General features: G+C 63.0%; 2 protein-coding genes. Both read left to right on the forward strand.

From position 1 onward, the window contains the following. Positions 1 to 2: 2 nt before the first annotated feature. On the forward strand, positions 3 to 7,289 hold the full coding sequence (locus tag J3U88_RS11195) for a type I polyketide synthase (protein ID WP_207858841.1): 7,287 nt from the start codon (positions 3 to 5) through the stop codon (positions 7,287 to 7,289). Positions 7,290 to 7,353: 64 nt separating this feature from the next. Continuing rightward, complete coding sequence (locus tag J3U88_RS11200; RefSeq protein ID WP_207858842.1) at positions 7,354 to 15,093, forward strand: beta-ketoacyl synthase N-terminal-like domain-containing protein; 7,740 nt, start codon at positions 7,354 to 7,356, stop codon at positions 15,091 to 15,093. Positions 15,094 to 15,140: the final 47 nt, after the last annotated feature.

Consider the following 15,140-nt stretch of genomic DNA (forward strand, 5'->3'; position numbering starts at 1 on the left):
TTATGTCTGCCTCATTTCCTCCCATTGCCGTTGTCGGCGTCAGCGCCCTTTTTCCAGGTTCCCTGGACAAAGGCGGTTTCTGGCGCGATATTCTCGCGGGCAAAGACTTGATTTCCGATGTTCCGCCCAACCATTGGTTGATCGAGGACTACTACGATCCCGATCCCAGCGTACCCGACAAAACCTACGCCAAACGCGGCGCCTTTTTGGACAAGGTCGTTTTTGATCCCATGACCTGGGGCATTCCCCCCTCGCTGCTGCCGCAAACCGATACCGCCCAATTGTTGGCGTTGATCGTGGCCCGCAAGGTATTGGACGACGCCAGCCAAAACCAATTCGACACCATGGACAAAAACCGTATCTCCGTCATTCTCGGCGCCACCGGCGGCCAGACCTTGATGGGTGAGATGGTGTCGCGCCTGCAGCGTCCCGTTTGGGTGAAAGCGCTGCGCGAGGCCGGTTTACCCGAATCCCGCGTCACCGAAATTTGCGACGCCATCGCCGGCAACTACGCCGATTGGAAAGAAGGCACCTTCCCCGGTCTGCTCGGCAACGTGATCGCGGGCCGCATCGCCAACCGCCTCGACCTGGGTGGTACCAACTGTGTGACCGACGCCGCCTGCGCTTCGTCGCTGTCCGCCATCAGCATGGCGGTTAACGAATTGAACACCGGCCAGTCCGATGTGGTGATCACCGGCGGGGTTGACACCATGAACGACATTTTTATGTTCATGTGTTTTTCCAAAACACCCGCGCTCTCCAAAAGCGGCGATTGCCGACCCTTCTCCGATCAAGCCGACGGCACCATGTTGGGTGAAGGCATCGGCATGGTGGCGCTCAAGCGCTTGGAAGACGCCGAACGCGACGGCGACCGCATTTACGCCGTGATGCGCGGCATCGGTTCCTCTTCCGACGGCCGCTCCAAAAGTGTTTACGCGCCTGTTTCGGAAGGCCAAGCCAAGGCGCTTGCACGGGCTTATGGGGGTGCGGGTTACGGTCCCGAGACCGTGGAACTGGTTGAAGCCCACGGTACTGGGACCAAAGCAGGCGACGCCGCCGAATTCGGCGGGCTTAAGTTGGTGTTTGACACCGAAAAGAGTGCGCAACGTCAGTGGTGTGCGCTCGGCTCGGTGAAAGCGCAGATCGGTCACACCAAAGCCGCGGCCGGCGCCGCCGGTTTGTTTAAAGTCGTGATGGCCCTGCACCACAAGGTGCTGCCGCCCACGCCTAAAATTGATCGACCCAACCCCAACCTCGGTTTGGAAGACAGCGCCTTTTACCTCAACACCGAGGCCCGTCCTTGGGTACGGGACGCGGCCCATCCGCGCCGGGCCGGTGTTTCGTCCTTTGGTTTTGGCGGTTCCAATTTCCACCTGACCTGCGAAGAGTACCGCGGTTCCGGTGCGCGGGCCGCGCGGCTGCGTCAGGTCCCCAACGAAATGGTGGTTTTTGCGGGCGACAGCCCCGCCGCCCTGCGCGACCAAATTCAAAAAGTACGTGCCCAGGCCGAACCCGCCGGTGCACTGACGTTTTTGGCACACCAAAGTCAACAGGCCGCCGGTCAAGGTGCTTACCGTGCCGCCGTGCTTGCGGCGGACGAACAACAATTGATCGCCAAACTGGACACCCTCGCCGCACACCTGGGTAAGGGCACGGATGACGCGCTGCACACGCCCGACGGCGTTCATTTTGAAAAACACGAACAGGCCCCGCAAACGGCTTTTGTTTTCCCCGGCCAAGGCAGCCAGTACCTGCACATGGGCGGCGATGTGGCGATGGCTTTCGAAAGCGCACTTTCCGCCTGGGACGACGCCGCCGCGATTCAATTGAACGGCGAGCTGCCGATCCACCGCGCCGTCTTTCCGGTACCGGTGTTTGAGGATGCCGCTCGCAAGGAACAAAGCGCGGTGCTGACCCGTACCGAGGTGACCCAACCCGCGTTGGCCGTCTCCAGTTTGGCCCTGCTGCGTGTGCTCGAACAGCTCGGCGTTAAAGCCGACGCCGCCGCCGGTCACAGCTTTGGTGAAGTCGCCGCGCTGCACGCGGCCGGTGTGTTCGACACCGAAACCTACCTCGCGGTTGCCGTGGAACGCGGTCGCTTGATGGCCGAGGCCGCGGTGAAACCCGGTAGCATGCTGGCGGTTTCCACCACGCGCGAAACGCTGGAGCCTTTGGTGAAGGAAGCGGGCCTCGACGTGGTACTCGCCAACCACAACGCGCCGGAGCAAGTGGTGCTCGCCGGCGATACCACCGCGGTGGAGACGGCCAAGGCCTTTTTGAAAGAAAAAGGTTTGCGTTGCAAGTTGTTGAACGTGGGCACGGCCTTCCACTCGCCGATTGTCGCGGACTCGGCCGAACCCTTTAAACAGTTCCTGGCCGACAAGGTCGCCGGCGAAGCAGCCTTCCCGGTTTACAGCAACTCATACGCTTCAGCCTACCCGACTGAAAAAGAAGCCGTTGCCCAAACCTTGGGTGAGCAAATTGCCATGCCGGTTCGTTTTGTCGAGCAAATCGAAGCCATGTACGACGCCGGTATTCGCGTGTTCCTGGAAGTTGGACCCGGTTCGGTTCTGACCGGTCTGATCGGCCGTATCCTCGGCGACCGCCCGCACCTCGCGGTACCCATGGATCGCAAAGGCCGCAACGGTTTGTTGTCGCTCCACGCGGCGGCGGCCCGTTTGTTCACCGCCGGCGTGTCCCTGGACCTGAGCGCGCTTTGGCAGGATCAAGACGTTCCGCAAGATCCTGCCACAAAGGTCCAGCCCAAGGTGAGTTTCGACATCACCGGTTCCAACCACGGCAAACCCTACCCGCCGGAAGGCGGCACGGCGGCCCTGCCCAAGCCCAATCCCGAGGTGAAAGCGGCACCGGCCAAGACATCGTTGCCCCAAACGGCGCCGCAACCGGTACAATCAGGCCCGGCGGTTTCTGTTGCGGCCACGCGGCAACCCGCCGCCCCGGTCGCGAAACCCGCGCCGGCTACGTCGGTTCGACAACCGGCGGTACCCGCGCCGATGCAACGCGCCCAACCTCGGGCGGCGGCGCCGGGAATGCAACCCAAACCCGTGGAGGCCAAAGCCGTTATGACGAACAAGAACACCTCGAAACCTGCTCAAAATAAACCTGTTAGCAAGCCGCGTGGCGCCATGAACGCCTGGCTGGCGGCCTACAGTGAGGTGCAGCAACAAACGGCCAAAGCCCATGAGATGTACCAACAAACCACGGCCCAGGCGCACTTAACTTATTTAAAGACGGCGGAACAGGCGCTGCAGCAGTTGGCCCAACTCGCCGGCGGCACCGTTGCCGCACCGGCCAAAACCGGGCTGGTTCTAGACACCCCGCTCGCGACATCCGCGCCTGTACCCCCGGCTCAAGTGCCGGCGGTTTCGGTTGCGGCGTCGGCGGCCCCCGTGCCCGTCGCCAAACCGGCGGCCCCCGCGCCGGTTGCCAAATCGGTGACCCCCGCGCCCGTTGCCAAACCTGCGACATCAGCGCCCGTTGCCAAACCGGCCGCCCCTGCACCCGCCGCCAAGGCGAGCAGCGGCCCCTCGGCCGCGGCCTTGCTGCTCAAGGTTGTCGCCGACAAAACCGGTTACCCCGAGGAAATGTTGCAAATGGGCATGGACCTCGAGGCCGATCTCGGCGTTGATTCCATTAAACGGGTCGAAATTCTCTCCGCGATGCGCGAGGCGGAACCCAACCTGCCCGAGGTTGACCCCGCCGAAATGGCTTCCCTGCAAACCCTGCAACAAATCGCCGAATACCTCGGTGATCAAACGCCCCCTGCCGACGCTTCCGGCGCCGCTTCTGGAGCAATACCGGTTGCCTCCGCCGCGCCTGCCGCGTCCACCGGCACCTCGGCCCCGGCTCTGCTGGAGCAACTGCTGACCGTCATCGCCGACAAAACCGGGTATCCCCAAGAAATGTTGGCGGGCACCATGGATTTGGAAGCCGACTTGGGTGTCGACTCCATTAAACGGGTAGAAATCCTTTCGGCCGTTCGCGAGGCGTCACCCGACCTTCCCGAAATCAATCCGGCCGAAATGGCGGAACTCAAAACCATCGACGACATCGCCGGTTACCTCGGTCAGTTCAGCACCGCCGCACCAGCACTAACGGCACCCGCCGCCGCGGTCGCCGCGCCGGCCGGCAACATCGCCACCCTCCTGCGCACCGTTGTCGCCGACAAAACCGGTTACCCGGTTGAAATGTTGGATCTGGGTATGGATTTGGAGGCTGACCTGGGTGTCGACTCCATCAAACGGGTTGAGATTCTGTCCGCGGTGCGTGAAGCCGAACCCAACCTACCTGAAATTGATCCCTCCGAGATGGCCGAGCTGCGCACCCTGCAAGACATCGTTTCCTATCTTGAAAAGCAATTCGGCGGCGCCGCGCCCGTCTCGGCCCCGACCGCTACCGTCGCGGCGGTTCCCGCCGTTGGCCGGCTCAGCGAATTGTTGCTCAATGTCATCGCCGACAAAACCGGTTACCCCAGCGACATGTTGAACATGGACATGGACCTGGAAGCCGATCTGGGTGTCGACTCCATTAAACGCGTCGAAATCCTTTCGGCCATGCGCGAGGCGGAACCCAATCTGCCCGAAATCGATCCCTCCGAGATGGCTGAGTTGCGCACCTTGGCCCAAATCCGCGATTACATGGCGAACGCCGGGGTTACGGCTGCACCGATTGCCGCCGTTGCCGCTCCTGCCGCCCCTGCCGCCCCTGCCGCTTCAGTGAATTCCGAGGCACTTTTGCTGCGGGTGATTGCCGACAAAACCGGTTACCCGGCCGACATGCTCAACTTGGACATGGATCTGGAAGCCGATTTGGGTGTCGACTCCATCAAACGCGTTGAGATTCTCTCGGCCATGCGCGACGAGAACCCCGAGATGCCCGAGGTTGATCCCGCCGAAATGGCTGAGTTGCGCACGCTGGCTCAAATTTGCCAATACATGGACGGGCAAGCCGCCCCGGCCCCCGCGCCCAACCCGGCCCCGGTCGCCCCGGTCGCCCAAGCTCCCGCCGCCGCCCCGGCTGTTAAAGCCGAGGTGAAACGCTACGCGCTCGCCGCGGTGCCCACGCCCGCCGGTGGTTTGGCCATGGCTGCTTTCGGCCGGAGCCGCAAAATCGCCGTCACCCGCGATGATCGCGGTGTATCCGAGGCATTGGTCGTTCAGCTTGCCGAGCGCGGCATTCACGGCGAGGTGGTTAACGCGATTCCCGCCGACGCCGACGGCATCATCCTGCTCGAAGGCCTCAACGATTTCGAAACCGTGGAAACCGCGGCTTCCGTTAACGAGTTGGCGTTTAACCACGTCAAAGCCGCAAGCGCCAACCTCGACGCCGGTGCCTTCCTCGTCACTGTTCAAGACAGCGGCGGTGATTTCGGGCTCTCCGGTCGCGCCGGAGATCGCGCCTGGTCTGCCGGTCTGACTGGTTTACTGAAAACGGCGGCGATTGAGTGGCCCGCGATTGACGCCAAGGCGATTGACCTGGAACGCGCGGAGCGCACGCCTAAGGAACTTGCCGCCGCGCTGATCGATGAATTGACCCTGGGCGGTCCCGAGCTTGAGGTTGGTTTGTGTGCCGACGGCACCCGTCTGACCCTGCAAAGCCGCGACGAAGCCGTGCTGCCCGCCGAGATGAAACTCAATGAATCCTCCGTGATCGTTGCTACCGGCGGCGCGCGCGGGGTAACCGCCGCTACCTTAATCGAACTGGCCGAGGCCACCCAAGCCAAGTTTGTTCTGCTGGGCCGCACCCCGCTAGAGGACGAACCCGAGGCCGCCGCCGGCATTCGCGGCGAGGCCGATCTGAAAAAAGCGCTGCTGCGCGACGCCAAAAGCCGCGGCGAAGCCGTTACCCCGGCACAACTCAACCGTCGTGTGCAGCGCATCCTCGCCAACCGCGAGATTCAGCGCACCCAAAGCGAGATCCGCATCGCGGGCGGCAGCGTCCAGTACCTCGCCGTTAATGTACTCGACGCCGACGCTTTAAACGCCGCGCTCGACGGGGTTCGCGCGAGTTGGGGACCGATCACCGGCATCGTTCACGCCGCCGGCGTGCTGGCCGACAAACTCATCAAAGACAAAACCAGCGAACAGTTCCAGCGCGTGTTCCGCACCAAGGTTGAAGGCCTGCAGCGCCTGCTCGCCGCCACCGCGCAAGATCCGCTGGAAATGATCGTGATGTTCTCCTCCGTCGCCGGCCGTTGCGGCAACCAGGGTCAATGCGATTACGCCATGGCCAACGAGGTGCTGAACAAGGTCGCCGGTGCCGAACGCGCTCGTCGCGGCATTTTGGTCAAATCCTTCAACTGGGGTCCCTGGGAAAGCGGCATGGTGAACGACGCCCTTAAGGCGCGTTTTGAAGCCGCCGGCATTCCCATCATCGGCCTGCAGCAAGGCGCCCAAATGATGGTCGACGAGCTGAAGCAAGCGCAACCCGATCAGGTAGAAATCACCGTCGGTGGCGAACCCAAGGTGGCCGCCTCCCTGGGCGGCGGTGCCGAACGCGAGGCGCGCATGGAAGTGGCCGTCGACGCCCAATCCTATCCCTTCCTAAACGACCACAGTATTCGCGGCGTTCCCGTCGCCCCGGTGGTGATGGTGGTTGAGTGGTTCACGCGCGCCGCCAAAGCCTACCGTCCGCACCAAGCGCTGGCCGCAATCCGCGACATCCAGGTCTTGCGCGGCATCCAACTGGATCGCTACAGCAACGGCGGCAACCGCTACTGTGTCCACTGTCGTCCCGCCGCGGACGGTACCAGTCTGGAACTGGCGCTGCACGGCGACAACGATCAGTTGCACTACCGCGCCGTTGCCGAGTTCGGTAGCGAGCAAAGCCAACCTGCCAAGTTGCCCGAGGGCAAGAAGTTGGAGCAATGGACCGCGCCGATTTACGACGGCGACGTCCTGTTCCACGGTCCCGAGTTCCAAGTGATTCGTTCCCTCAACGGTGTTTCCGAGGAAGGGATTGAAGGTGAACTGGAAGGTACCCACGCCCGCGGTTGGAAAGGTGGTTGGCAGACCGACGTCGCCGCCTTCGACGGTGGTTTGCAGCTTGCGCTCCTGTGGGGTAAACACAAACTCGGCGCCGCCACCCTGCCCACCTCGGTTGGTTCACTCAAGACCTACGCCGCCGAGCTACCGCAAGGGCCGATGAAAGCGAGCCTTGAGTGTCGCGCGGTGGGTGGCACCAAAACCATCAGCAACATTGTTTTTCACGACGGCAAACATGTTTTGGCCGAAATGCGGGACGTTGAAACCCATCTGGTCCCCAGCTAATCCCAGACGCGGGCCGTTCCGGTCCGCGTTTTTTTGTTCGGTTTACCAATTCTAGGAGACAACCATGTCTTTTTCGCCGATAGCCGTCATCGGTGCGTCTTGTGTGCTGCCAGGCGCCTTGTCGCCGCAACAACTTTGGGAACAGGTCGCCGCCGGGCGTGATTTGTTGCAGAGCGCGCCCGCCGAACGCTGGCGTGTGCCCTTCAGCCGTCTGGCCTGTGCACCCGACGCGGACAACCGCGACCGTACCTGGTCGGATCGCGGTGGCTACGTGACCGGCTTCGATCAAACCTTCGATCCCCATGGTTTGAATCTGAACCCCGACCTCATTCAGCAGGCCGACCCCTTGGTGCACTGGCTGTTGCACTGTGGTCGCGAGGCCTTGGGCGGTCGCCGTACCGCAGGGCAACGGGCCGGTGCCGTGTTCGGTAACCTGGGTTTTCCCACCGAGGGTATGGTCAACCAAGCCATCGCCCATTGGCTCGGGCAGCAGGGCGATGCCTGGCAAAATCCCGCCTTGCGCGCCAAGTTGGGCGTCGATCCAGGCTTTCCCATTAACCGCTTCATGTCGGGTTTGCCCGCCGAGTTGTTGGCGCGGGGTTTAAACCTCGACCAAGGCGCTTTTGCCCTCGACGCCGCCTGCGCTTCTTCCTTGTACGCGATCAAATACGCGTGTGACATGCTCAACGACGGCCGCGCCGACGTGATGCTGGCCGGCGGGGTCAACCGCTCCGATGATTTGTTTATCCACATGGGGTTCTGTGCGCTTGGCGCCTTGAGTAAAACCGGTCGCAGCCGACCCTTTCACGCCGAGGCCGACGGCCTGTTACCTGCCGAGGGCTGTGCCCTGGTAGCGCTCAAGCGTTTGGAAGACGCCGTGCGCGACGGTGACCCGATCCAAGGCGTGATTCGCGGGGTCGGCCTTTCCAACGACGGTCGTAGCCGCGGTTTGCTCGTGCCCGCTGCCGACGGCCAGGTCCAGGCCGTCCAAGCCGCTTGGCGTCAGGCTGAATTGCCGCTAGATAGCGTTGACTTGTTTGAATGCCACGCCACTGGAACCACCGTCGGCGACGCCACCGAACTCCAGAGCATGACACGGGTGTTCGGTGAGGCCTTGCGCGGCCGCGACAGCGTGCCCCTGGGTTCCTTGAAATCCAACATGGGCCATTTAATTACCGTGGCCGGGGCCGCCGCGCTCATCAAAGTGCTGGGTGCCTTTGCGCACGAACAACTGCCACCGACCCTGCACGCCGCCGAGGCCCCCAACACGGCCTTGGCCGAAACGCCCTTCCGCCTGCAAAACGAATTAACCGCTTGGCGTGGTGAACGGCCGATGCGTGCCGGCGTTAGTGCCTTTGGTTTTGGCGGCAACAACGCCCACATGATCGTCGACCAATACGAGCCGGGCCACGCCCCGCGGGTGTTTGTGCCCGCTGCGCCGCTGGGTGACATCGTGGTGGTGGCGACCGGTGTGCGCGTGGGTGAGCTGGATACCGCCGCTTTTTCCGATTGCGTGTTTGGCGGCGAGACCGCTTTGCAAAGCGACGCCGACGGTCGCGTCGCGGCGCCTGCGCGTGATATTGAACTGTCCCTGCGTGGTCTCAAATTTCCACCGCGCGATCTTGAACAAACCTTGGGCCAGCAGAACATGTTGCTTCAGGTGGCCCGCCAAACCCTGGAACCGCTGGACTTGCCCCGTTCGACCTCGTTGTTTGTGGGCATGGGCGCCGATAACCAAATCGCCCGTTACGGCCTGCGCTGGAGTTTGGAAGAATGGGCCGCGCGCATGGACCGCGACGCCGCTTGGTTGGAAACCGCGCGGGAATCCGTGTTACCGAGCCTGACCGCCGCCGGCGTGTTGGGGACCATGCCCAATATTCCCGCCAACCGCCTCAACAGCCAATTCGATTTCCGCGGGCCGAGTTTCACCGTGGCCCGCGAGGCTTTGTCCGGTTTAACCGCCCTGCAATTGGCCGCCCGTGCCTTGCGTGCCGGCGAAACCGATGCCGCCGTCGTGGCCGCCGTTGACTTGGCGACCGAATCCGGCAACCAAAGTGCCGCCGCCGCGCTGGGTCGCAACAGCGCGCCCGCCGACGCCGCGGTGGTGCTGGTGCTCAAACGCAAAACCGACGCCCTCGCCGCCGGCGATTCCATTTTGGCCGAGTTGGCCGACCAACAACGGCCGGGGATTGCCGCCCTTCATTTTGGCCCGGAATCCGAGGGTACCGGTTACGACGTTTCGCGTGTGGTCGGTGACGCCCACGCCGCCTCGGGTTTGGTCCACGCCGCCGCCGCCGTTTTGTCCTGCGCCTTTGGGCTTGAACCCCGCCGCGGCGAGGTGGCCGGCCGTTGGTCCGACGCGCGTCTGGCCCGTGTGTCCGAAACCGGTTTGTACGGCGCCGCCACCGAAACCTATTTCCTTAACGCGGGCGCCCCGTTGCGTCCCGACAGCTTGCCCGAGCCGGCCACGCCGCTCGCGCCCACGCTTAACCTCGCGGCCCATCCGTCCGACATCCAGTTGCCGCTCCCGGAGAAGATCGACATGACCCAATCCCATACCCCGCAAACGATGGCCGCCGCGCCCTGGTTACCACCTGTAACCGAAATCAATTCTCATGCTTCCGTTGCGCCGCAACCCGTGCCGGTGCAACCCCAAGCGCCCGCGCCTGCTGTCGCAACGGCGGTTCCCGTCACGCCCGTTGCCGCCGTGCCGGTTGTCCAGGCACCGGTTGCCGAGCCCGCCGCGGTTTGGAACGCCGAGCTTCCCGAGGTTTTGAACGACGGTGTTGGCGACGCCTTGCGCCTGTGGCACCAAACCATGAGCAACGCCCACCAGCAATACCTGCAGCAACAACAGCAGGTCCACCATCAGTTCTTGGCGATGCGCAATCAAGCCGCCCGGGCATTGGTGGAGATGGGTACCGGTCAGGTTGAAGCGGGGTACGGCGACGACTGGGGTGGTTCCGCGCCTGAGCAAACGCCGTCACCTGTTTTTGAGCCGACACCACCCGTGCCCGCCGCGCCCGTGGTTCAGACACCGCCCGTCGCGAAACCCGTTGCCGCCGCGCCACCCGCGCCCAAACCCGCGCCCAAACCCGCGCCTGTTGCGGCCAAGGCAAGCGCCTCGACGCAAGCGAAACCTGTCGCCCCCAAGGCCGCACCTGTTGCGCCCAAGGCAAATGTCCCGGCACCGGCCAAGGCCGCGCCTGTTACAACCGCCGCCAAACCCGCCAACACGCCGGACGGTTGGCAACCCGCCGATGCCAACCCCCGTTTCGACAAACACCAGCCCGAGGCGTTGCCCGGCTTGAAATGCAGCCGTGCCGATTTAGAAGTTCTGGCCTCCGGCCGGATTTCCGACATCTTCGGTCCCGCCTTCGCCGGCCAAGACGGCTACCATCGCCAAGTACGCATGCCCGAACCGCCGCTGCTGCTTGCCGACCGCGTCACCGGCATCGATGCCGAGGCCAAGTCCATGGGCAAAGGCACCATTTGGACCGAAACCGACGTCAGCGCCGACAGTTGGTACCTGCACATGGGCCGCATGCCCGCCGGCGTGTTCATCGAATCCGGCCAAGCCGATTTGCTGCTCATCTCCTGGCTGGGCATCGATTTTCACAACCAGAGCGACCGCATTTACCGTTTGCTCGGCTGCGATCTGACCTACCACGGTCCCTTGCCCGCCGTGGGTGAAACCCTGCGTTACGACATCCACGTTTACGGCCACGCCAAACACGGCGAAACCCGGCTGATGTTTTTCAAATACGACTGCCACGACCGCGAGGGCAACCTGCGCATGAGCGTGCGTAACGGCCAGGCCGGCTTCTTCTCCGACGCCGAGTTGGCCGACTCCGCCGGAATTCTGTGGACGCCCGAGGAAGGCGACCACACCGACAGCCCACGGCTTGATGCGCCCGTCGTCGGCGAGATCGCGCCCGCCTTCGATCAGGCGCGTTTGCGTGCCTGGGCCGATCAAGGCGACCTGTTCCGCTGCATGGGACCCGGTTTCGAATGGGCGCAAACCCACAACCGCACCCCCAACATCCAGGGCGGCCCCATGCTGTTCCTCGATCAAATCGATGTGTTGGACCGCAAGGGCGGCCCCTGGAAGCGCGGCTACCTGCACGCCACCCAGCACATCACGCCGGAACACTGGTTCTTCGAGGGCCACTTCAAAAACGATCCCTGCATGCCTGGTACCTTGATGTTCGAGGGCTGTTTGCAAGCGATGGCCTTCTACCTGGCTTCGCTGGGTTACACCCTCGACAAGGACGGCTGGCGTTTTGAGCCCGTCCAAGGCGAAACCATCGAAATGCGGTGCCGCGGCCAGGTAACCCCGACCAGCAAGGTGCTGACCTACGAACTCTACATCGAAGAAGTCATCGACGGACCTTATCCCACCCTTTACGCCGACCTGCTTTGCACCGCCGACGGCTTAAAAGCCTTCCACGCCCGTCGTTGTGGGCTGCGTCTGGTACCGGATTGGCCGCTGACGACCCAACCCGCCGCCTTGACCGAGGACCACAGCGGGCGTCCTTTCGCCACCGTCGACGGGTTCAAACTCGACTACGCCAGCCTGCTGGCCTGTGCCTGGGGCAAACCGTCCGACGCCTTCGGCCCCATGTACCGACGTTTTGACCAGGGGAAGGTACCGCGCCTGCCGGGACCGCCTTACCACTTCATGTCCCGCATCGCCCACGTTGAGGGCAAGATGGGCGGCATGGAAGTCGGCTCGGCCGTAACCGTTGAATACGACATTCCCGATTCCGTCTGGTACTTTGACGAAAACGCTTGGCCGACCATGCCTTTTGCCGTGTTGCTCGAGGCCGCCCTGCAACCTTGCGGTTGGCTGGCTTCTTATATCGGCAGCGCGTTAACCACCGAACAGGATCTCTATTTCCGCAACCTCGACGGCGACGGCAAACTGCACAATGAGTTGCTGCCCGGTGGCGATCCACTCGTGACCCACACCCGTTTGACCAACATCTCCAAGGCCGCCGGTATGATTATCGTCAGCTTTGATGTGCGTTGCACCCAGGCTGAGCGCGAGATCTACACCCTTAAAACCGTGTTTGGGTTTTTCCCCGCCGAGGCGCTGGCCAACCAGGTCGGTTTGCCCGCGACCAAAACCCGCGCCGAAGCTGTTGCCGAACCCAGCGATTTCCTCGTCGACTTCAAACCCGGCAACACCCCCTACCAAGAGGGGTCCCCGTGCCTGCCCGCGCCCATGCTGCTGATGCTGGACCGCGTTACCGGTTTCTGGCCCGAGGGCGGCAAAAAAGGGCTGGGCAAGATGCGTGGCGAGAAAGACGTCGACCCCGCCGAGTGGTTCTTCAAGGCCCACTTCTTCCAGGACCCCGTCCAGCCCGGTTCGCTGGGGCTTGAGGCCTTGATCCAACTTTTGCAGTTTTACATGCTTGAAACCGGCATGCACCAGGGTGAACGCCCGCTGCGTTTCGAACCGCTGGCACTGGGGCACGATATGATTTGGCACTACCGCGGCCAAGTTGTTCCCAAAAACAAAATGATCACCACCGAAATCGAAATCATCGAGCAGGGCGTCGACGCCGAAGGCAACCCTTACGCTGTCGCCGAGGGGTTCCTGTGGTGTGACGGCCGGTGCATCTACGGCACCGAAAAAATGGGCATGCGTTTGGTACCCGACGAGGGCCGCCCCAAGGGACCGGGCCACGACACGGACGAATCCTTTGTGATCGACCCGGACCAAGACACCTGGCTGTTCGACCATCGCCCGACCTGGACCTTGCCGGCGGTACCGATGATGTCCATGGCCGATTACCTGGCCCAAGCGGTTGAGGCACGTACCAATCAGCCGGTGGTTGCCTTGCAAGACCTCCAAGTTTTTCGGTGGTTAACCCTTTCCGGGCCGACCCAGGTCAAAATCGAGTTGGAAGAAGGTGACGATGCTTGGACCACCGCCACCTTGTCGGCATGGCGTCAAGCGCCCAAGGCCGAGCTTTCTCGATTCGAGAAAGTGGCAACCGCGCGTTTGCGCAGCGGTCCTTATGCCGAGGCGCCCGCTTACGAACCGCTGGTGCTCGCCGACGACGCGACCGACGCGGACCCTTACGGCGAGGGCATTTTGTTCCACGGTCCCGCCTTCCAAATTATGACCGGCCTGAAGCAGGATCATCGCGGCGCCGTCGCCGATCTCGACGCCGACTTGGATACCGTGCCGCGCGGCGCGATTCACCCGTTGTTGCTCGACGGTGTGACCCACATGATGCCCCACGACACCCTGTACCGTTGGTCCGACAAAATCGAAAACGATTGGATTGCTTACCCTCACCGTTTGGAACACGCCGAGTTTTTCGGGCCCGCGCCCAAGGGCTCCGTTCGTTGCGAGGTCTTGTTCGCGGGTTTTGCCGACGAAGGGCGCCTGCCGCGTTTCCAGGCCAAGTTCATCGCGGACGGCCGCGTGTGGTGCGCTTTGGAATTTGTGGAAATTCTGCTGCCGAAGGGGCCGATCGGCCATCAACCGCCCCTGGCGCGACGCGCGTTCCTACGCGACCGCAAGGCCGGCACCGGTGTCGCCTTGAGCCGGGTCGGCGCCGAGGAAACCACGTTGGAGGTGGCCGAGCTGCGCGCCAACGATTGGTTGCCGGGTACCGTGGCCACCATTTACCGCGCCGATGAGGCACAGGGCGAACTCGCCATGCAGGTCGCCGTGAAAGATCACTTCGCCGCTTTGTTCGAACGGCACCCCGACCAAATTCGTATCGACGCCGCACGGCAGCAGGTGTGGGCCGCCCGGCGCCCCATGCAGCGCTGGGCCTACCAGTTGGAAAAAGAGGGGACCACCTTCCGCGTTCGTCACCAGGGCGAAGCGCGCACCGACTTCGGCGAGATGCGTGATTTCTGGCGCAAGTGGAGTGGGTTACCCCACTGGCCGCTCGAGGATATGTACGTTGGTTTGGCCGAGCAATTCGCCGGGGATGTATACCTCGAAGACGCGCTTGCCTTCGAGCAGCTTCGCGGCAAGCCGGCCCTGTTTTTGGCCAACCACCAGGTCGGCGTGGAATCGGTCGTGTTTACCTTAATTGTTTCGGCGCTGACGGGGCTCCCCAGCGGGACCTTGGCAAAAGCCGAACACCGCCAATCCTGGATTGGCAAATTACGCGAGTTCCATCTGGCATGGCCGGGTGCCTTTGATCCGCGCACCATGGTTTTCTTCGAGCGCGAGGACCCCGCCGCCATGCCCGAGCTGCTCAAATCCTGGGTCGGCGCCTTTGAAACCGATCCACGCAACCTGACCGCCCACGTTGAGGGCACGCGCTCTCTGCACGCGCGCAAGCCGGTCACCCGATTGAGCGCCGCCTTCATCGATTTGGCCATTGCCTGCCAGATTCCCTTGGTACCCGTGCGTTTTGTCGGCGGATTACCCGTGGAACCCGTGGAAAAACGATTGGAATTCCCGCTGGGATTCGGCCGCCAGGACATTGTGTTTGGTCGCCCGATTCATCCCGCCTCCTTGGCCTCGCTGCCCTTCAAAGAACGCAAGGAGGCCGTGGTTGAGGCGCTGAACCAAATCGGGCCGCCCCTTGAAAAAGAAACCGCCTGCGTGCCCAACGAATCCTTGGCGGCGGAAATCCGCGACTGGGTCGCCAAATACGGTGTCTCCGAGCCGGCCGCGACCGTGGCGGTGTGTTTGCAACGCGTCGCGGAACCCTGCGCGGCAAGTGTCCGCCTGATCGAGGCGATGCGCCAAGGCGTTCCGGCCTTCGGCGACCTAGACCCCGACCCTTGGTCGGCCAACGTCTACCGCTGGTTCACCGAAGCTTAAACCAAAAGCTACCCGGTGCGTCGCCCCGGCCCGCTCGGGGTGGCGCA

Source organism: Acanthopleuribacter pedis, from assembly GCF_017377855.1.
GTDB classification, from domain to species: Bacteria; Acidobacteriota; Holophagae; order Acanthopleuribacterales; family Acanthopleuribacteraceae; genus Acanthopleuribacter; species Acanthopleuribacter pedis.